The following is an 18532-nucleotide window of genomic DNA, read 5'->3' as shown; positions in this document are numbered from 1 at the left end:
TCCTTCGGCGCGATGGCGCTTGATGACGCTCAGGCCGTTTGTCCTGACTGTTTTGGTGGCAATGCGCGCGCGCGCCGGGCTGACAGGGTCTCATTCCCTCCCCCCTTGTGGGGGAGGGTTAGGGAGGGGGGTCGCGCTGACCTGCCACGGCGAGGCGCAAGCACCTTTTCTTGATAGGCCTGTGCGACCCCCCTCCCCGGCCCTCCCCCACAAGGGGGGAGGGAGAATTAGCCCCTCCCCCGCAACCTCCCCACAATCCCCGTCGGCACAAAATAAACCGCGAGGATGAACATCAGCCCCAGCCACAGCAGCCAGCGATCCGGATGAAACAGCCCCGGCAGCAGCGGCAGGCCGGCGTCAGCCGCAGCGGACGAAAGCTTGCCCATCAAGGCCTGCAAATAGTTCTGCGCAAGCACGAAGACCGCCGCGCCCGCGATCGCGCCGTACATCGAGCCCATGCCGCCGATCACCACAATGACAAGCACGTCGATCTGGATCGAAAAGCTCAAGGCGGTGTCGGGGCCGGTATAGTGCAGCCAGAGCGCGCTGAGCGCGCCCGCCGCCGTCGCGCCCGCCGCCGAAAGGCAGGTCGCCAGCGTGCGGTGGAAGACGATGCGATAGCCGAGCGCCTCGGCGCGGAACGGATTTTCGCGGATCGCCTGCAGCACGCGGCCGAATGGCGAATTGACAATGCGCAGCAGAACAAGAAACAGCAAGGCGCAGACGACGAACACGAGATAATAGCTCAGCACGCGCCCCGAAATGGCGACGCCAAAGACATCGCCCTCGAACAGTTTGAAGCCGGGGCGCAAAATCTCGGGAACCTGGAACGAGCGCCCGTCCTCGCCGCCCGTCAGCCAGGAGAGCTGCGAGGCCAGCACATTGAAGGCGTAGGCGACCGCCAGCGTCATCATCGCAAAGAAAATCGTCTGCACGCGCAGCGAAAAAAGCCCGATCGCCAGCGCCAGAACCACCGAGACGGGGATGGCCGCGAGAACGCCGAGCGCCAGCGCACCCCAGCTTGCGCCGAGGCCGTAGAGCGCGATCGCAACGCCATAGGCGCCGATGCCAAAGAACATCACATGGGCGAAGGACACGATGCCGGCATAGCCGAGCAAGAGATCGTAGGAGGCGACCAGCAGCACGGAAATGCAGATATTGGCGGCGACATTGGCTGGCTTGGCGCCGGGGAACAGAAACGGCGCCAGCGCCAACACGAGCACGATGACGATCAGCAAAGCGGAAAGCGCTTTGGAGCGTGGGCCATCGCCCGACAGGATCATCATCGCCCGCTCACGGGATAAAGGCCGCGCGGGCGCCAGAGCAGCACGACGACCATCAACAGGATGTTCGACACCAGCGCCAGTTTGGGCACGAGAAACCCTGCATAATTGGCGATCAGCGCGACGAGGATCGAACCGATGAAGCAGCCGCCGACCGAGCCGAGGCCGCCGATGATGATGACGATGAAGGTCAGCACCAGCAATTCGGCGCCCATCGAGGCATGCACCTGCTCGCGATAGAGCGCCCAGAGCACGCCGCCCAGCCCCGCCAGCGCCGAGCCCGCCATGAACACGCCGATGAACAGCCGGTCGATGCGATAGCCGAGCGCCTCGACCATTTCGCGGTTTTCGACGCCGGCGCGGATCAGCAGGCCGATCTTGGTGCGGTTGAGGATCAGCATCTGGCCGGCGAAAACAGCAAGACCGACGATCGTCGCCGCGATCCGATATTTCTCGATCGCCGCATTGCCGAGGATGAACGAGCCGCGCAGGGAGGCGGGCAGCGGCAGCGGGATGAATTCGGGGCCGAACAGCGCATAGAGCAATTGCTCGGCGACGATCGCGCCGCCGATCGTCACCATGATCTGCTTGAGATGCTGGCCATAGACGGGCTTGACGAGCACGCGCTCGAACACGAATCCCACCGCGCCGCAGACGAGGCTCGCCGCGAGCAAGGCGAGCAGCAGCACGGCGAGATTCGCCCCAAGCGAATCGGCTTGCGACCAGCCGGCGAGCGGCAGCAGAACGAGCGTTGCGACATAGGCGCCCAGCGAGATGAAGGCGCCATGGCCGAAATTGAGCACGTCCATCAGACCGAACACCAGGGTCAGACCCGAAGCCATGGTGAAGATCATCATGCCCATCGCAAGGCCGGCGAGCGTCAAAGTGACGAAGGTCGAGGCCGAGCCGATGAACGGCGCGGCGACGAGCGCGACGAGCAGCGGCGTCAGCGCTGGGAGAATGTCGATCCTTTGCCGCGGCAGAGCCGCGCCTGCGTCGATTACGCTCATTGATGCGCATCCAAGGAGAGGCCGAGCAACCGGCTTTGCAACGCGCTGTCGGCGGCGAGCGCCGCCATCGCGCCCTGATGAATGATGCGGCCGCCATCCATGACGCGCACGTGATCGCCCACTTCCTGCGCGACGCGGAAATTCTGCTCGACCAGCAGGATCGTCACGCCGGTGCGCTTGATCTCCTTCAGGCAATCGATCAGGGCGCCGATGATCGCGGGCGCAAGGCCCTTGGTCGGCTCGTCGATCAGCAGCAGGCGGCGCGGCTCGACAATGGCGCGCGCGATCGACAGCATCTGCTTCTGGCCGCCCGACAAGGTTCCTGCGCGCGACAGCCAGAACTTTCTCAAGGCGGGGAAGAAGCCGAAAATCCATTCGATCCTGACATCGTCGAGCGGCCCGTCGCGCGCGGCGAGCACAAGGTTTTCCTTCACGCTGAGGTCGGAAAACACTGCCATCGTTTCGGGCACATAAGCGACGCCAGCGCGCGCGATCGCCGAGGCATGGAGCGCGGCGATCGGCGCGCCGTCCAGCATGACCGCGCCTTGCGAGGCGCGCCAAAGACCCATGATCGTGCGCAGGGCCGTCGTCTTGCCCGCGCCATTGCGCCCGAGCAGCATGGTCGTCTCGCCCTCGGGCGCGACAAGGTCGACGCCCTGCAAAATATGATAGCGGCCGATATGCGTGTGGACACCCTGCAGGATGAGGCCCGCGCTCATGACGTCCTCGCCCTTGGCGCGGCGCCCAGATACGCCTCCTGCACGATCGGCAAAGCGATGACGGCGCCAGGCTCGCCGTCGGCGACAAGCTGTCCGTTATGCAGGACGATGATGCGGTCGGCGAGCGAACGCACGACATCCATCTTATGCTCGACGAGCAGGATCGTCTTGGTTGTGTCCGCTTTCAGCCGCGCGATGAGATCGAGCACGACGGGAACCTCGTCGACGCTCATTCCCGCCGTCGGCTCGTCGAACATGAAGATATCGGGCTCCAGCGCCATCATCAGCGCGACTTCGAGTTTGCGCTGGTCGCCATGCGAAAGCGAGGCGGCGGCCTGATCGCGCTTGGGCGCCAGCGCGACCTCGTCGAGAACGCCGTTCGCCCGTTCGATCAGGTCGCGGCGCAGCATCCAGGGACGCGTCATCTCATAATGCACGCCGGCCCGCGCCTGCACGGCGAGGCGGACATTTTCGAGAACGCTCAAATTGGGGAAAAGATTGGTGAGCTGAAAAGCGCGCCCGATCCCGGCGCGCGCCCGCTGCGGCGCGCTTTGGCCCGTGATGTCGGCGCCGTTGAGAAACACGTTGCCGGAGGTCGCGCGCAACTGGCCCGACATCAGGTTGAAATAAGTGGTCTTGCCAGCGCCATTGGGACCGACGATCGCAGTCAGCTCGCCCGGACGAAACGCGCAAGACACCGCGTCGACCGCGACATGGCCGCCGAACCGGATGGTGAGGTCTTTGGTTTCAAGGGAGGGGGTCATAGGACGTTATTTTGTCGGCAAGCGCGCGCGCGCCCCTTCTCCCGCTTCGCGGGAGAAGGTGGCCCGACGAAGTCGGGTCGGATGAGGGCGGTTAAGCTGGGCGCGACCCCGAACCGCATCCGAATTGGGACCATCACGCCGACCGGCCCTCATCCGTCATGCTCCGCATGACGCCTTCTCCCGCGCAGCGGGAGAAGGGGCAAACGCCCCTGCCTCATGGCTTGTTGCGGATCGGGATCGTCATGTCTTCGATCTTCAATTCGCGCACAAGCTCAGGAATCGCCCAGGCGACCGCCGGATCGACCTTGATCTTGAACGCGTACATCGATTGCAGCGCCTGATGATCTTCTTTGCGGAAAATCATCGCGCCCTTGGGCGTCTCGAATTGCATGCCCTCCATCGCGGCAATCAGCTTTTCGCTATCGGTCGATTTGGCTTTCTCGACCGCCGCGACCACCGCCATCGCCGCGGCAAAGCCGCCGCAGGTGAAGAAATCAGGCGGCGCGTTGAAGCGCTTCTGATGCTCGGCGACCAGCCAGTCATTGATCGGATTTTTGGGGATGCCATAGTAATAATAGGCCGCGCCTTCGAGACCCGGGAACCTCTTATAGGCGGCGAGCGCGGGAAGAATATTGCCCCCCGTCGAGATTTCGATGCCGTAGCGGCCGGGATCGAGGTCCTGCAGCTTATCGAGCGGATTGACGCCGCCCGCCCAGATCACCCAGATGATCTTACGGCCGGGCTTGTCTTTGAGCGCGTCGAACAGGCGCTGGGCGGAGGCGGTGAAGTCGGTCGTGTTGGCCGGCGCATATTCTTCCGTCACGAGGGTCGCGCCCGTTTTGACGAGCGCTTCCTTGAAGGCGGCGACGCCGTCGCGCCCGAAGGCATAGTCCTGTCCGAGCGTCGCGACATAGACGCCCGGCTTGCCGATCGCCACCGCGTTCGAAATCGCGTCCTGCGACGAATTGCGCCCCGTGCGGAAGATGTAGCGGTTCCATTTGTCGCCGGTGATCTGGTCGGCGACGGCCGGCTCGACGATCAGGATTTTCTTATGCTCGTCGGCGACCGGCAGCATGGCGATCGCCGCCGCCGACGAAGAGGTGCCGATCGCAATATCAGCGTGATCGTCTTCATAAGCTTCGGCGAGCGCGGTTTTGGCCAGATCCGGCTTGCTCTGATCGTCCTTGAGAATGATGTTGATCTTGCGCCCGTCGACTTCCATCGACCCTTTGGTCGCATATTCCAAGCCGAGCCGCAGGCCGTTTTCCGTCTGTTTCGCATAGGCCTCAAGCGGTCCCGTCCGCCCATAAATCAGCGCAATATTGAGATCGGCCGCGCTCGCGGCGCCAGCGCCGCTCAGAACGGCCGCCGCGACAGCGAGGCCTTTGATGAAATGGGTCATTGCCGCTCCGGGCCAAGCTTGAGGAAAAGGGGACGATTATTGGCGCGCCGGCGCCGCGAATCCCCCCGAATGTGAGCCGAATTGTTATCTGGCTGACTTTCCCCGTCAGAATGGCCAAAGCGGACTTGAGCGTCAAGGCGCGCCTCCAACGGCGGATGCGCGCTTTCGCCACGATTCGACGTAACCCTTTGCCGCCGCGCCACTATCCGGCCTCTAGCGCGCCCCCGTTCGGCCAACAATTGGCGCCGAGCGCCATTCTGGTGTAACCCTCGCCTCATTTGCAGCGGCCGGACCTTCCGGCGCGGAACGGGAATGTGGGGCAAGGGGATATTGGTGACGGTTTCCGAAACGCCTCTTCTCGATAAAATCCAGACGCCCGAAGATTTGCGCGCGATGCCCGAGAGCGATCTACGCGCCCTCGCCGATCAGTTGCGCACCGAGACGATCAACGCCGTTTCGGTCACGGGCGGCCATCTCGGCGCGGGACTGGGCGTCGTCGAACTGACGCTCGCCCTGCATTATGTCTTCGATACGCCGCGCGATCGCATCATTTGGGATGTCGGGCACCAGGCCTATCCGCACAAAATTCTCACCGGGCGCCGCGACCGCATTCGCACCTTGCGCCAGGGCGGCGGCCTTTCCGGCTTCACCAGGCGGGTCGAGAGCGAATACGATCCTTTCGGCGCCGCCCATTCCTCGACCTCGATCTCGGCGGCGCTTGGCATGGCGATGGCGCGCGATCTGTCGCATGGCGACAATCACGTCATCGCCGTCATCGGCGATGGCGCCATGTCGGCTGGCATGGCCTATGAGGCGATGAACAATGCCGGCGCCCTGCATTCGCGCCTGATCGTCATCCTCAACGACAATGACATGTCGATCGCGCCGCCGACCGGCGCCATGTCGGCCTATCTGGCGCGCCTCGTTTCCAGCCAGACCTATCGCTCGATCCGCGAGACCGCCAAGCAGCTCGCCAAGCGCCTGCCCAAATTCTTCTATGACAAGGCGCGCCTGACCGAAGAATACAGCCGCGGCTTCTGGACCGGCGGCACTTTGTTCGAGGAGCTCGGCTTCTTCTATGTCGGGCCGGTCGATGGCCACAATCTCGACCATCTCCTGCCCGTCCTGAAAAATGTGCGCGACCTGCCCAACGGCCCTGTGCTTGTTCATGTCGTGACCAAGAAGGGCAAGGGCTATGGTCCCGCCGAAGCGTCGCCCGACAAATATCACGGCGTCAACGCCTTCGATGTGGTCACCGGCGCGCAGGCCAAGCCCAAAGCCAATGCGCCCGCCTATACCCGCGTGTTCGCCAATGCGCTGATCGACGAGGCGGCCCGCGACGACAAGATCGTCGCCATCACCGCCGCCATGCCCGGAGGCACCGGGCTCGACCATTTCGAGGCCGCCTACCCCGACCGCACTTTCGATGTCGGCATCGCCGAACAGCATGCGGTGACTTTCGCCGCCGGGCTGGCGAGCGAGGGCTACAAGCCGTTCTGCGCGATCTATTCGACCTTTCTGCAGCGCGGCTATGACCAGGTGGTGCATGACGTCGCGATCCAGAACCTGCCGGTGCGCTTCGCCATCGACCGGGCCGGCCTGGTGGGCGCCGATGGCGCGACCCATGCCGGGGCCTTCGACGTCGCCTATCTCGCCTGCCTGCCCAATATGGTTGTCATGGCGGCGGCCGACGAGGCGGAACTGGTGCATATGACGGCGACCTGCGCCGCCCATGATTCAGGCCCGATCGCGATGCGCTATCCGCGCGGCGATGGCGTCGGCGTGGAAATGCCCGAGCGCGGAATCCCGCTGGAGATCGGCAAGGGCCGCGTCATGCGCGAGGGGTCGCGCATCGCGATCCTGTCGCTCGGCACGCGCCTGGCCGAAGCGCTGAAGGCGGCCGAGGATCTTGCCGCGCGCGGCCTTTCGACGACGGTCGCCGATGCGCGCTTCGCCAAACCGCTCGATCGCGAACTCGTGCTACGCCTCGCCAGGACCCACGAATTGCTCATCACCATCGAAGAAGGCTCGATCGGCGGCTTTGGCTCGCATGTTCTTGGCCTGCTGGCGGAAAACGGCGCGCTCGACCGCGGCCTGAAGATCCGGACCATGACCTTGCCCGACGTCTTTCTCGACCACGACAAGCCCGACCGGCTTTATGCGCGGGCGGGCCTCGACGCCAAAGCGATCGTCGCCAAAGCGCTGGAAGCGCTGGGCGGCATGGCCGGAGCGGCCAAGAGCCGGATCGCGTGAGCCCAGAGGAGTCCCCTGGCTCCGAGCCGTCCTCCGAGGAAACCGAAGACCGGCAACACCGCGTGTTCGTCAATCTGGCCGCCGCCGCCTTCCTGCTGGCGCTGGCGATCGCGATTATCTGGGTCGTGATGTCGCTCGACGCCCGCCGCAAGCTGGAGAATTGCCTCAATTCCGGCCGCAGGAATTGCGAGGAACTCGCCCAGCCGGCCGGATCGGGGGGATAAGGTTCGCACTCAGGACAAGAGCGATGGCGGCGAGCCTTATTCCAGGACGCGCGTCGAGTCGCGAATGATGAGCCGGGGAGGCAGGACCACGCATTGGGGAGAAGCTCTGGAATCGCTACGGGCCAGAAGACGGCGCACCGCTTCCTGCCCCATGGCTTCGATCGGTTGCGCGACAGCCGTCAGGCGCGGCGCAAATCCCTCGGCCCATGTGAAATCGTCGATGGCGGCGACCGAGACATCGGCGGGGCAGCGCAATCCCAGCTCCGCGAGCGCCTTCATAACACCGACAGTCGTATGATTGCTGGTGGCGATCACCGCCGTGGGGCGCGCTCGTCGGCGCAGCACGGCGCGCGTTGCGTGATAGGCGAGTTCCGGGCGGAAGCCGCCGTCAACGACCAAGCTCTCTTCGAACGGCAATCCATGCGCGCGCATCGCCGCCCGGCATCCGGCGACGCGATCCTGTGAAATCTGGAGATGGGGAGGCCCTGCGACAATGCCGATCCGTCTGTGGCCATTTTGAACGAGATGATCCGCCGCGAGGCGGCCAGCCTCGACATTGTCGAGCAGAACGCAATCGAGCGCGAGGCTCGCAAAGGCGCGGTCGAGCAGGACCGCCGGGCCTTCGAGAAGGCGGCCGAGCGCCTCGGTGTCGTGCGTTGGGCTGCCGCCGGGCACAAAGATCACGCCGGCGACGCGCTGGGCCCGCATCATGCGCAAATGCCGCACTTCTTTCTCGGCATTATCGCTCGTGTTGCAAAGCATCAGGCTGAAGCCCGCGCTGTCGCAAGCCACTTCGATCGCGCTCGCCAGTTCCGAAAAGTGCGGGTTGGCGATGTCGGGCAGGATCAGTCCGATGACATTGACGCGCCCCATCTTGAGGTTGCGCGCCAAGGCGTGGGGAATGTAGCCGAGATCGGCGACGGCGCGCTCGACCTTTTTGCGCATGGCGGGGCTGACCGCCGCCGTATTGTTGATCACCGTGGATACGGAAGCGATCGATACGCCGGCCCGCAAGGCCACGTCTTTAAGCGTCTTCATAATTCCATTGCCAAAAGAGAAGCCTCTCTGTAGGTTATCTGAAACGTTTCAGATATTCAAATATCGGGCGCGGCGAAGACCGCGCCCTTGATCAGGGAGGAGCATGATGGAAACGCAGAAAAATGGTCGCGCCGCTTCGACAGGCGAACTGACGCGGCGACAGCTTCTGAGGCGAGGAACAATTCTGGGCGGCGCGGCCGCGCTCACCGGCTTTCCCGCCATCATCCGGGCGAAAGCGGCGACAACGACGCTGAGCTTCTGGCAGTTCTACGCGCCCGGCGGACCGGTTCCCGCTCAATCCCAATGGTTCGAAGACGCCGTCGCCGCGTGGAACGCCGCGCGTGACGCCAAAATCCAGCTCGAATACGTGCCGAGCGGCGATTACATGAACGGGACCAAACTGCCGACCGCCTTCGCATCGGGGCAAGGGCCGGATATTTTCCTCATCAGCCCGGGCGATTTCCTGCGCTATTACAATGGCGGCGTGCTCCAGGATCTGACGCCCTATATCGATGCGCATACGCGGTCCGACTTCTCTCAAAGCGTGATCGCGAGCCGCAAGGTCGACGATAAAATCTATGGCGTCCCCATGGAGGTCGAACCGATGGCCTTCTATTATCGCAAGGACTTTTTCGACAAGGCGGGATTAAACGAAAACGATCTGCCCAAGACGTGGGAGCAACTCCTCGAAATTGGCAAGAAACTGACGACCTCGGACCGGTTCGGTCTCTTGTTCGAAACAATGCCGGGCTATTATCAGAACTTCACCTGGTATCCGTTCCTGTGGCAGGGCGGCGGCGAGATCCAGGGTTCGGACGGCAAGAGCGCGTTCAATGCGCCGGCGACGATTCAGGCCCTGAAATTCTGGCAAGACGCGGTGAAATCGGGCGCGGCGCCGCGCAAACCTCTGGGCGGCGGCGTTTGGGACATCGTGCCCAACCTGGGCTCCGGTTATTGCGCCATCCAGAATTGCGGAATCTGGGGCATCAGCAATCTGCAAAGCGGCGCCAAGGACGTGCCTTACGGAATATTCAAGCTCCCGACGCCGCCAGGCGGCAAATACGTCACGGTCGGCGGCGGCTGGGCGATGGTGGCCAATGCGAAGGGCAAGAACCCCGATGCGGCCGGGCAGTTCTGCGCATGGGCCCTTGCGTCCGCCAGCCCGGATTCCCTCAAACGCATGGTTGATTGGTGCACGGTCGCCAAAAGCGATATGCCGCCGCGTCAATCGGCGTTCGATACGGGTAAGGCCGCCTTTGAAACCGGGCAGATGAAGATCTTCACCGAGCAAATCTATCCCGGCGCCCGCGCCGAACCGCGCGTTCCGCCGCAGGTTTACAAGATCGTTTCCGACGCCATTCAGGCCTGCCAGCTCAATGGCGCGGAACCGGCCAAACAAGCCGAGACGGCCTCGCAGCAGCTCGACGCTTTTCTGGCAGGCTATACCGGCGCCAAGATTCTCTGATCATGGCTTTTGGCGGCGCGGAGGGTGTTGAATACGAAACTGCGACCGGGCGCCGCGCCGCCCGCGGCGCTCCATGGTCGATGCGTCGGCGCGAAGCCGTCGCGGGATATTTATTCATTGCGCCTGACGCGATCGGCCTCGCCATATTCGCGGCGCTTCCGATGCTGCTGGCCCTTGGCCTTGGTTTCTACGAAGTCGATGGTTTTGGCGGATATCGGTTCGCCGGGCTCGCCAATTACCGCCGGATGTTTCTGGACCCTTTGTTCCTCCAAAGCCTCAGGGTGACGCTCTTCTACGTCCTGATGCTGGTTCCCAGCCTCTATGTCGTAGGTCTGGGGCTCGCGCTCCTGGCGCAGCGGCGCTCCCGGATATCGGGCCTGGTTCGAAGCTTGTTCTTCCTGCCCCAGATGGTCAGCCTCGTGGTCGTGGCCTTGGTGTGGCAGGTGCTGCTCGTCGACAAGATCGGCCCGGTGAACCGGCTGATGTCCCTGGTCGGGCTCGGCGGCCTTTCCTGGCTTGGCGATCCCGATCTGGCGCTTGCCTCGGTCGTCGTGGTCAGCCTGTGGTTTCTGATGGGCTTCTATATGCTGATCTTCCTCGGCGGCCTGCAGGACATTCCCAGGGAATATTACGAAGCGGCCTGGCTCGATGGGGCCAACCCGATCCGCGCCTTCTTCCACATCACTTTGCCGCTACTTCGAACCACCAGCTTCTTTGTGCTCCTGGTGGCGACGGTGACGGCGGTCGCCGGCGGCCAGGCGTTCGACCTGATTTACGTGATGACCAAGGGCGGGCCGGCCAATTCCACCGAACTCACCATCTATTACATCTACCAGCAGGCGTTTCAGTACAATGAGTTCGGCTATGCGGCCGCCATGGCCACGACGCTGGTCGCGATTCTGCTCGCTTTCACATTCCTGCTGTTTCGCATCACGCGCGGTGGCCGCTTTGAATGAGACCCGCGCGCCAGGATTGGGAAGGCCGGCCACATCAGGGACTTTCGCGGCCGTTCCCGCGATCCTGTCGCTATGCAGCCTGATCCTGGGCCTGATGACCATCATCCCTCTGCTTTGGATGCTCTCGACCGCGTTCAAACAGCAGAGCGAAGTGTTCGGACCAGGGATTCTGCCGCCGCATCCGACCCTCGATAATTTCATTTACGTATTCACCCAGCTCGACTTCCTCCGCTTCCTGTTCAACACGTTTTTCGTTTCCTCCTCCGTGACCGTACTGGCGCTGCTGCTGCACTCGATGGCGGGCTATGCGCTCGCCCGCCTGCGCTTTCCCGGCCGCGAAGCGATCTTCCTGACGATGTTCGCGACCTTTCTGGTGTCGCTCCCCGTCATCATCGTGCCCTTATTCGTTCTGGTGAAAGCTTTGGGCCTCCTGAACTCTTACGCGGGGTTGATCATTCCCGCGATCTTCAACGCTTTCGGCATCTTTCTGCTGCGGCAGTTTTATCTGGGCGTGCCGCGCGAGATCGAAGAAGCGGCGATCATGGATGGGGCCGGCTATTGGCGCATCTATTGGAGCGTCATCCTGCCGCTCAGTCGCCCCATTCTCTCCGCCCTGGCCATCTTGTTCTTCCTGGCCAATTGGAATGCATTTTTGTGGCCGCTCACCATCGTCAGCGATCGAAACCTGTGGGTTGTGCAAGTCGCCATCGCCAGCTTCCAGGGACAATATTCGGGATCGTGGAACTACATCATGGCGGCCTCCACGGTCGTGGCGCTGCCAACGCTCATTTTATTTGTCGTGTTTCAGCGGCAAATCATGGAGTCGATTAAGACCAGCGGCCTCAAATAAGCGCCGCTTTCCGATCAACCCCTCACTTCAGGATCGCCCATGTCGTATTTCTCCGGATTAGGCGTGAATCTCAGCAATTTGTTCCGGCTGTCGGACGCCAAAACCCGATCGATCTCCCCGGAAAATTTTTCCGGCGCCAAAGGCGGCGGCGGGCGCGCCACGGAGGGCACTGGCGCCATCCACGCCCGCGATCTCGGGCAAGGTTGGAAAATCTCGCCGTCGATCCGGATGGAGGCGGGAGAAACGCGCCTGCTCGCCGACATCGAGGGCCCCGGCGCCATCCAGCAGATATGGCTGACGCCGGCCAACGTGCGCTGGCGCGACCTGATTCTGCGCATGTATTGGGACGATCAGGAACATCCGTCGGTGGAGGCGCCGCTCGGAGATTTCTTCGCCTGCGGATGGAATAGCTATGCCCAGGTTTCCTCGCTCGCCGTCTGCGTCAATCCCGGCCGCGCTTTCAATTGCTATTGGGAGATGCCGTTCCGGCGCCGGGCGCGCATCACGCTGGAAAACCGCGATCCCGACGACCACGCGATCGTCTATTACCAGATCAACTATGCGCTCGCCGAAGTGCCGGCCGACGCGGCCTATTTTCATGCACAGTTCCGCCGCACCAATCCGCTGCCCTACAAACAAGATTACACCCTTCTGGAAGGCGTTCGCGGAAAAGGGCAGTATGTCGGCGCCTATATGGCCTGGGGCGTGAACAATTCGGGCTGGTGGGGCGAGGGCGAAATTAAGTTCTTCCTCGATGGCGACGCCTATCCGACGATCTGCGGAACCGGAACCGAGGATTACTTCTGCGGCGCCTATAATTTCGACTGCGGCACGGTCGATCCGGCGTTCCCGCGCGCCTATACGCCCTTCACCACCCCCTATGCCGGCATGCCGCAGGTTATTCGCCCTGATGGGACCTATAATTCCCAGCAACGCTTCGGGCTATACCGCTGGCATATTGCCGATCCGATCCGGTTCGAGTCCGACATCAAGGTGACGATTCAGGCGCTCGGCTGGCGCACGGAGAAGAAAGACAGGCGCTACCTGCCGCTCCAGGACGACATCGCCTCAGTCGCATTTTGGTATCAGACGCTGCCGACCGCGCCGTTCCCGGCGCTGGCCGATCGCGATTATCTGGAGATTATCTGACGGTCCGGCGGCCGAATATCGACCGCCGTTCCTGAAATTCGAGCTGGGAGGCTGCCCGCAATTGACTTCGCCGGGGCGGCGCCCCTATAAGGCGCGCGCTGCGGCGTTGCGCGGCATTTGCAGTTTTCCCCGGCTTGCTTGACGCCTTGGCGGCGTTCTGGCGAGGACCGGGGTTGGTTCATTGGGCGAAGCCTCTGGGCGTATCGTCCGAAAATTAAAGCGCCTTTTGGAGATTTGACTGTGAAGCGGACCTATCAACCGAGCAAGATCGTTCGCAAGCGTCGCCATGGCTTTCGCGCGCGTATGGAGACTGTGGGAGGCCGCAAGGTTCTCAATGCGCGCCGGGCTCGCGGCCGCAAGCGTCTTTCCGCCTGATCCCGCGCGCGCGGCTCGCGAGAGACCCTGGTCGCGCGGAAGGGAGCCAATGAACGAGCCCGAGGCCTGTGTCAGCGCCCTGATGCGCGACGACAGCCAAACGCCCGAGATTAGCCGCCTGAAACGCCGCGCCGATTTTCAGCGCGCCGCGCGTGGCCGACGGGCGCGGATGGAGGCGTTCGCGCTTCAAGCCAATCGCCGCGCCGCGGCGCCCGACGGCCTCGGCCCCCGCGTCGGCTTCACCGTCACGAAAAAATTGGGCGACGCCGTCTTGCGCAACCGCATTCGCCGGCGCCTGAAGGAAGCCGTGCGGCTGGCGCGCGATCTTGAGACCCGGCCCGATCATGATTACGTGGTGATGGCGCAGAAGGAAGCGCTGGCGCGGCCCTTCGCTTTGCTTCAGTCCGATCTTATCCGCGCCTTTTCACTGGTTCATTCGAGCGCGGCCCGTTCCGCGCCCGCGCGTCCATCCAACGACAGAGACAAACGCAGATGAACTCCGAGGATTCAAGAAACCTGATCCTGGCGATCGTCCTGTCAGTCCTTGTCCTGATCGGTTGGAACTATTTCTACGGCGCCCCGCAATTGCAAAAGGACCGTCAGGCGCAGACGCAGGCCAATTCCACCGCGTCCGGCTCCCCCGCGACCGGCGCCGGAGCGACGCTGCCGCCGACCGGGGCGCCGGTCGCCTCTGCGCCCGAAACCCGGCCTGAAGCGCTCGCCGCGAGCAAGCGGATCGCGATCGACACCAAGAGTCTCGGCGGCTCGATCGACCTGACCGGCGGCCTGCTCGACGACCTGACGCTCAAGGCCTATCGCGAGACGATCGACCCCAATAGCCCGACCATCACCCTGTTCTCGCCCCAGGGCGGCCCAGACCCCTATTGGGCAGAGACCGGTTATGTCCCCGACGCGGGAACGAAAGCCAAGACGCCCGTGCGCGACAGCGTATGGACGAGCGATTCGCAAACGCTCACCGCCGATAAGCCAGTTACGCTCACCTATGACAACGGTGCCGGCCTGATCTTTCACCGTACCATCGCGGTCGACGACCGCTACATGTTCACCATCACCAATTCGGTCGAGAACAAGAGCAACGAGCCTGTCACCCTGCATCCCTATGCGCTGATCCTGCGGCGCGGCAAACCGGTCGTCAGCGGCTATTCGGTGCTGCACGAAGGTTATGTCGGCAGCGTCGGCGACAATGCGGTCGACGAAGTCACCTACGCCAAGATCGACCCGGCCAAACCCGTCACGACCAAGGGCGCGGGCGGTTGGCTGGGCTTCACCGACAAATATTGGGCCTCGGCGATCATCCCCGATCAGACGATGCCGGTCGACGCGCGTTTTGCCGTCAGCGGCGCAGTCCAACCTGCCGATTATACAACTGATTATGTCGGTCCCGCGCAGACCGTGGCGCCGGACTCCACCAGCCAGGTCGTTTCCCGCATTTTCGCCGGCGCCAAAGAGGTCAACACGATCAACGCCTATATGGCCGATCTCGGCATCCGGAAATTCAATCTGATGATCGACTGGGGATGGTTCTGGATGATCACCCAGCCGATGTTCCAGCTCATCGACTTCATTTACAGATACGTCGGTAATTTCGGCATTGCGATCCTCATCGTCACCGTGCTCGTCAAGCTCGCCTTCTTCCCGCTCGCCAGCCGCAGCTACGCCTCGATGGCGAAAATGAAGAAAGTGCAGCCCCAGCTCGCTGCTTTGAAGGAGCGCTTCCCCGACGACCGCGCCAAACAGCAACAGGCGCAGATGGAGCTATTCAAGAAAGAGGGCGTCAATCCGGTCGCCGGCTGTCTGCCGATGGTGATCCAGATTCCGGTGTTCTTCGCGCTTTACAAGGTGATTTTCATCACCATCGAAATGCGCCATGCGCCGTTCTTCGGCTGGATTCACGATCTTTCGGCGCCCGATCCGACCAATATTTTCACCCTGTTCGGCCTGATCCCGTGGGACCCCACCGCTTTGCCGATGTTCGGCCATTTCCTCGCGCTCGGCATCTGGCCGCTCGTCATGGGCGTGTCGATGTTCTTCCAGATGAAGATGAATCCCGAGCCGACCGATCCCGTGCAGAAGACGATGTTCGCCTGGATGCCGGTGATCTTCACCTTCATGCTCGGCGCCTTCCCCGCTGGCCTGGTGATTTACTGGACCTGGAACAACACGCTGTCCGTGACGCAGCAATATTTCATCATGCGCAAGAACGGCGTGAAGGTGGAGCTTTGGGACAATCTGAGCAAGATGTTCAATGGTCTGCCCCTGATGTTCAAGAAGAAACCCGAACCAGGTGAATGAGGCTTCGCCCGAGCAGCGGACCGCCGCGCTGATCGAAGCGGGCCGCAAGCTTTTCGCCGGCCCCTGCGATTTCTTTTTCGCCGCCGCCAAATCCGATGGCCTGCCGCCGATCGGCGCGCCAGAAATTGCGTTCGCCGGACGCTCGAACGTCGGCAAATCCTCGCTCGTCAATGCACTCACCGGACGCCAGAGCCTGGCGCGCACGTCCAACACGCCGGGGCGCACGCAAGAGCTGATCTTCTTCAACCTTGGCGGACAACTGACGCTGGTCGATATGCCCGGCTATGGCTATGCCGCCGTCAACAAGAACAAGGTCGCGTCCTGGGGACAGTTGATGCGCGATTATCTGCGCGGGCGCGCGCCGCTGATGCGCGCCTTCGTGCTCGTCGATGGCCGGCGCGGCCTGAAAGACAGCGACATCGAGACGATGAAGCTGCTCGACAAATCCGCCGTCTCCTACGCCATCGTCCTGACCAAGCGCGACGAGGTCAAACTGGCCGATCAGCAGACGATCATCGACGCCACGCTGGAGGCTTTGCGCGCCCATCCCGCCGCCTATCCCGGCGCGTTTTTCACCTCATCGCGCACCGGCGAGGGCATTCCCGAATTGCGCGGCCATATCGTGCAATTGATGCGCGAGCGCGGCGGGATTGACGCAACGCAGCTCAAAGGCTGACGGATAGATCCGGCGCTTGGCGCCCGCACGGCAGGTCTTTATCAGGATCGCCAAATTCGCTCTCGCCTCGCGATTTCCCGCACTTCCGCCGGCGAGCGTCCCACCCATCGTCCCGCGTCGTCGCCCGAGGCGGATTTATATCTGGAACGCCTGCATGGACATCCTCGCCCATATCCTCTTTCTGATGGCGAAACATCGCTTCCTGTTTGTTCCCCTTTCCTTTGCGATCGCCTTCGGATTGGGTTGGCCGCTGTCTCGATTGATCGGAAGACACGCGCGCGTTTTCGCGCTCGTGGTGATCGCGGCCTTCCTGAATATATTCTTCGGCCCCGACCTTTCCGCCTACGTCCTCTACAAGCGCGGCGAGACCGGATCGGCGCAAATCACCGGGACTTTCGCCACGTCGACTCAATACAACAATCACGACGTCGTCGGTTACAACATCCTCATCAAGACCGCGGAGGGCAAAATCGTCGAGACCAGCTTCGAGGACGACGATTTCAATCTCTATCCGGCCCCGGACGGCTTCGTCTATCCGCAGCCCGGCGATCAATTCAATGTCCGATATCTCAGGACATTTCCGCAGGACTTCGTGATTGTCGCCGACGACGACAGCCCATGGGCGCGTCGCCGAAAATGCGACGGCCTTCGAGAGACGCTTCTCGAAGCGAAGCGCAAATTCGACTTCGACAATGCCGGCTCGACCTATCGCAGCCTCTATATCGCGGCGATCCGGACGTTCGTCGACGACAAATGCTACGACGATGACGATGACCGGCGGGCGTATGAGCAGGACATCGAGAATGCGCAGGCGGGCGTGAAATAGTCCGACGCGGCCCACGCGAGCGCAATGCAGGCCGCCGAAATCGTTTTCGCCGCGGCGAACTGCCGGTCAGGAACGGCCCGCGCGCCTGAACGCGCGGCGATCTGTCCGGTCGCTCGGCCGCAATATGTCGGGCTGCGTCGCGCGCGCATCCTCCACATGGGAAATGGCCGAGCCAAACATGCGGAAGACGCCGCGCCCTGACGCCTTGGCGGCGTAAAGAGCGGCGTCGGCCTTTTTGAAAAGCTCCACGGGCTCACAGTCGTCAATACGCGCGATCCCGACCGAGGCGCCGACCTTGAATGGCCGATCGTGGCCGCCCATCGGTTTGCGCAGGGCTTCAACGATTTGTTCGGCGACCTTCTCGATCTCGTCCTGATTGAGACCGGCGCCCAACAGCACAGCGAATTCATCGCCGCCAATTCGCGCGACGAAATCGCATTCGCGGCAGACGCTTCTAAGGCGCTCGGCGGCGCTCTTCAGGCACTCGTCGCCGAACGCATGCCCGAAAGTGTCGTTGATCTGCTTGAAACCGTCGAGGTCGACGAGAAGCAACGCGCTGAACGGAACCCCATCGGCGCGTCGCTCGCCGAGGACGGAAAGCCTCGATTGAAACGAACTCCGATTGGGCAGTTCGGTCAGAACGTCGAAGTCTGCGAGATAGCGCGTGCGGTCATAGAGGATTTTTTGCTCGGTAATGTCCTGCTTCATTCCGAAGATGCGAACGGCGACGCCGTCTTCGCATTCGACCGTGGCGGTCAGCCGAATCCAGCGAGGGCGGCCCTTCGCCGTGACGATCTCGGCGTCGAGCGTGAAGCCGCCAAGCTCCGCAATGGCTCTGCTGCGGACTTCGTGAAGCGCCTTCAGTGAGTCAGGCGAATAGTAAGTCAGGATTTGGTTGCGGTCGGGAACGGAACCGCGCGGAACTTCGAAAATATCATAGACTTGGTCGCTCCAGGACAGCGTCTCATCCGGCAGGCTGCATTCCCAAACGCCAATTCTCGCCACGGCCGAGGCGCGCTCGAAGATCTTGCGGCTGTGGGACAAGGACTTCGCCTGCTGGCGAATGATACAAGCCTGCGCGTGCAGTTCCGCTCTCAAGCGCGCGATCTCGGCGGCGGCGCTCATATTCATGTCAGGCGTCGCATGCGGTCGAGCGGGGGCGGCGTGAGGCCATGGGACAGCGGACATTCTGCAACTCGATTTGCTTTGCGTAAGCTGCCTTAAACGAT

General features: G+C 62.6%; 18 protein-coding genes. 11 read left to right on the top strand and 7 right to left on the bottom strand.

Annotated elements, in window-relative coordinates; translation table 11 throughout:
* Window positions 1–227: 227 nt before the first annotated feature.
* The 5 genes from GSQ90_RS22630 to GSQ90_RS22610 form a co-directional block, all read right to left on the bottom strand.
* Complete coding sequence (locus GSQ90_RS22630) at window positions 228–1286, bottom strand: branched-chain amino acid ABC transporter permease (RefSeq protein WP_158817137.1); 1059 nt, start codon at window positions 1284–1286, stop codon at window positions 228–230.
* Window positions 1283–2293: a branched-chain amino acid ABC transporter permease gene (locus GSQ90_RS22625; RefSeq protein WP_158817136.1), complete on the bottom strand. Its 1011-nt coding sequence runs from the start codon at window positions 2291–2293 to the stop codon at window positions 1283–1285. Before GSQ90_RS22625 ends, GSQ90_RS22630 begins: the two co-directional genes overlap by 4 nt.
* Complete coding sequence (locus tag GSQ90_RS22620) at window positions 2290–3012, bottom strand: ABC transporter ATP-binding protein (protein ID WP_158817135.1); 723 nt, start codon at window positions 3010–3012, stop codon at window positions 2290–2292. The genes GSQ90_RS22625 and GSQ90_RS22620 overlap by 4 nt, the downstream gene beginning before the upstream one ends.
* Window positions 3009–3776 carry an ABC transporter ATP-binding protein gene (locus tag GSQ90_RS22615; RefSeq protein ID WP_158817134.1) on the bottom strand — a complete coding sequence of 256 codons (768 nt, stop codon included), beginning with the start codon at window positions 3774–3776 and terminating at the stop codon, window positions 3009–3011. The genes GSQ90_RS22620 and GSQ90_RS22615 overlap by 4 nt, the downstream gene beginning before the upstream one ends.
* A 214-nt stretch (window positions 3777–3990) precedes the next feature.
* A complete protein-coding gene (locus GSQ90_RS22610) occupies window positions 3991–5178 on the bottom strand; it encodes a substrate-binding domain-containing protein (protein WP_158817133.1) in 1188 nt (395 codons plus the stop codon).
* A gap of 312 nt (window positions 5179–5490) precedes the next feature.
* On the opposite strand from GSQ90_RS22610, the gene dxs reads away from it, so the two are divergent.
* On the top strand, window positions 5491–7431 hold the full coding sequence (dxs, locus tag GSQ90_RS22605; protein WP_158817132.1) for a 1-deoxy-D-xylulose-5-phosphate synthase: 1941 nt from the start codon (window positions 5491–5493) through the stop codon (window positions 7429–7431).
* Window positions 7428–7655 carry a hypothetical protein gene (locus GSQ90_RS22600; RefSeq protein ID WP_158817131.1) on the top strand — a complete coding sequence of 76 codons (228 nt, stop codon included), beginning with the start codon at window positions 7428–7430 and terminating at the stop codon, window positions 7653–7655. Before dxs ends, GSQ90_RS22600 begins: the two co-directional genes overlap by 4 nt.
* A 36-nt stretch (window positions 7656–7691) precedes the next feature.
* On the opposite strand, the gene GSQ90_RS22595 is transcribed toward GSQ90_RS22600, so the two are convergent.
* On the bottom strand, window positions 7692–8693 hold the full coding sequence (locus GSQ90_RS22595) for a LacI family DNA-binding transcriptional regulator (RefSeq protein WP_158817130.1): 1002 nt from the start codon (window positions 8691–8693) through the stop codon (window positions 7692–7694).
* 106 nt (window positions 8694–8799) lie between these two features.
* On the opposite strand from GSQ90_RS22595, the gene GSQ90_RS22590 reads away from it, so the two are divergent.
* The 9 genes from GSQ90_RS22590 (at window position 8800) to GSQ90_RS22550 (ending at window position 17303) form a co-directional block, all read left to right on the top strand.
* Window positions 8800–10158 carry a sugar ABC transporter substrate-binding protein gene (locus GSQ90_RS22590; RefSeq protein ID WP_158817129.1) on the top strand — a complete coding sequence of 453 codons (1359 nt, stop codon included), beginning with the start codon at window positions 8800–8802 and terminating at the stop codon, window positions 10156–10158.
* A gap of 2 nt (window positions 10159–10160) precedes the next feature.
* Window positions 10161–11114, top strand: a complete 954-nt coding sequence (locus GSQ90_RS22585) for a carbohydrate ABC transporter permease (RefSeq protein ID WP_158817128.1) — start codon at window positions 10161–10163, stop codon at window positions 11112–11114.
* Entirely contained in the window at window positions 11107–11964 is an 858-nt protein-coding gene (locus GSQ90_RS22580) for a carbohydrate ABC transporter permease (protein ID WP_246731721.1), read from the top strand. The genes GSQ90_RS22585 and GSQ90_RS22580 overlap by 8 nt, the downstream gene beginning before the upstream one ends.
* 39 nt (window positions 11965–12003) lie before the next feature.
* A complete protein-coding gene (locus tag GSQ90_RS22575) occupies window positions 12004–13113 on the top strand; it encodes a glycoside hydrolase family 172 protein (protein WP_158817126.1) in 1110 nt (369 codons plus the stop codon).
* Window positions 13114–13353: 240 nt separating this feature from the next.
* Window positions 13354–13488 (top strand): 50S ribosomal protein L34, encoded by a 135-nt coding sequence (gene rpmH / locus GSQ90_RS22570; RefSeq protein WP_158817125.1) that lies wholly within the window; start codon window positions 13354–13356, stop codon window positions 13486–13488.
* A gap of 49 nt (window positions 13489–13537) precedes the next feature.
* On the top strand, window positions 13538–13984 hold the full coding sequence (rnpA, locus tag GSQ90_RS22565; RefSeq protein ID WP_158817124.1) for a ribonuclease P protein component: 447 nt from the start codon (window positions 13538–13540) through the stop codon (window positions 13982–13984).
* Entirely contained in the window at window positions 13981–15801 is a 1821-nt protein-coding gene (gene yidC / locus GSQ90_RS22560; RefSeq protein ID WP_158817123.1) for a membrane protein insertase YidC, read from the top strand. The genes rnpA and yidC overlap by 4 nt, the downstream gene beginning before the upstream one ends.
* Window positions 15794–16477: a ribosome biogenesis GTP-binding protein YihA/YsxC gene (yihA, locus tag GSQ90_RS22555; RefSeq protein ID WP_158817122.1), complete on the top strand. Its 684-nt coding sequence runs from the start codon at window positions 15794–15796 to the stop codon at window positions 16475–16477. Before yidC ends, yihA begins: the two co-directional genes overlap by 8 nt.
* A 154-nt stretch (window positions 16478–16631) precedes the next feature.
* A complete protein-coding gene (locus GSQ90_RS22550; RefSeq protein WP_158817121.1) occupies window positions 16632–17303 on the top strand; it encodes a hypothetical protein in 672 nt (223 codons plus the stop codon).
* Between the two features lie 66 nt (window positions 17304–17369).
* On the opposite strand, the gene GSQ90_RS22545 is transcribed toward GSQ90_RS22550, so the two are convergent.
* Window positions 17370–18491 (bottom strand): sensor domain-containing diguanylate cyclase, encoded by a 1122-nt coding sequence (locus GSQ90_RS22545; RefSeq protein WP_158817120.1) that lies wholly within the window; start codon window positions 18489–18491, stop codon window positions 17370–17372.
* Between the last annotated feature and the right edge of the window lie 41 nt (window positions 18492–18532).

Origin of the sequence: Methylocapsa sp. S129 (genome assembly GCF_009765995.1) — a bacterium.
In the GTDB taxonomy this organism is placed as follows: domain Bacteria; phylum Pseudomonadota; class Alphaproteobacteria; order Rhizobiales; family Beijerinckiaceae; genus Roseiarcus.
This window is presented reverse-complemented; position numbering and strand designations above follow the sequence as displayed.

Excerpts from the sequence above, each read along its gene's own strand:
- GSQ90_RS22630 (WP_158817137.1), bottom strand. The coding sequence starts at position 1,286 with ATGATGATCCTGTCGGGCGATGGCCCACGCTCCAAAGCGCTTTCCGCT.
- GSQ90_RS22625 (WP_158817136.1), bottom strand. The coding sequence starts at position 2,293 with ATGAGCGTAATCGACGCAGGCGCGGCTCTGCCGCGGCAAAGGATCGAC.
- GSQ90_RS22620 (WP_158817135.1), bottom strand. The coding sequence starts at position 3,012 with ATGAGCGCGGGCCTCATCCTGCAGGGTGTCCACACGCATATCGGCCGC.
- GSQ90_RS22615 (WP_158817134.1), bottom strand. The coding sequence starts at position 3,776 with ATGACCCCCTCCCTTGAAACCAAAGACCTCACCATCCGGTTCGGCGGC.
- GSQ90_RS22610 (WP_158817133.1), bottom strand. The coding sequence starts at position 5,178 with ATGACCCATTTCATCAAAGGCCTCGCTGTCGCGGCGGCCGTTCTGAGC.
- dxs (WP_158817132.1), top strand. The coding sequence starts at position 5,491 with ATGTGGGGCAAGGGGATATTGGTGACGGTTTCCGAAACGCCTCTTCTC.
- GSQ90_RS22595 (WP_158817130.1), bottom strand. The coding sequence starts at position 8,693 with ATGAAGACGCTTAAAGACGTGGCCTTGCGGGCCGGCGTATCGATCGCT.
- GSQ90_RS22590 (WP_158817129.1), top strand. The coding sequence starts at position 8,800 with ATGGAAACGCAGAAAAATGGTCGCGCCGCTTCGACAGGCGAACTGACG.
- GSQ90_RS22585 (WP_158817128.1), top strand. The coding sequence starts at position 10,161 with ATGGCTTTTGGCGGCGCGGAGGGTGTTGAATACGAAACTGCGACCGGG.
- GSQ90_RS22575 (WP_158817126.1), top strand. The coding sequence starts at position 12,004 with ATGTCGTATTTCTCCGGATTAGGCGTGAATCTCAGCAATTTGTTCCGG.
- rnpA (WP_158817124.1), top strand. The coding sequence starts at position 13,538 with ATGAACGAGCCCGAGGCCTGTGTCAGCGCCCTGATGCGCGACGACAGC.
- yidC (WP_158817123.1), top strand. The coding sequence starts at position 13,981 with ATGAACTCCGAGGATTCAAGAAACCTGATCCTGGCGATCGTCCTGTCA.
- GSQ90_RS22550 (WP_158817121.1), top strand. The coding sequence starts at position 16,632 with ATGGACATCCTCGCCCATATCCTCTTTCTGATGGCGAAACATCGCTTC.
- GSQ90_RS22545 (WP_158817120.1), bottom strand. The coding sequence starts at position 18,491 with ATGTCCGCTGTCCCATGGCCTCACGCCGCCCCCGCTCGACCGCATGCG.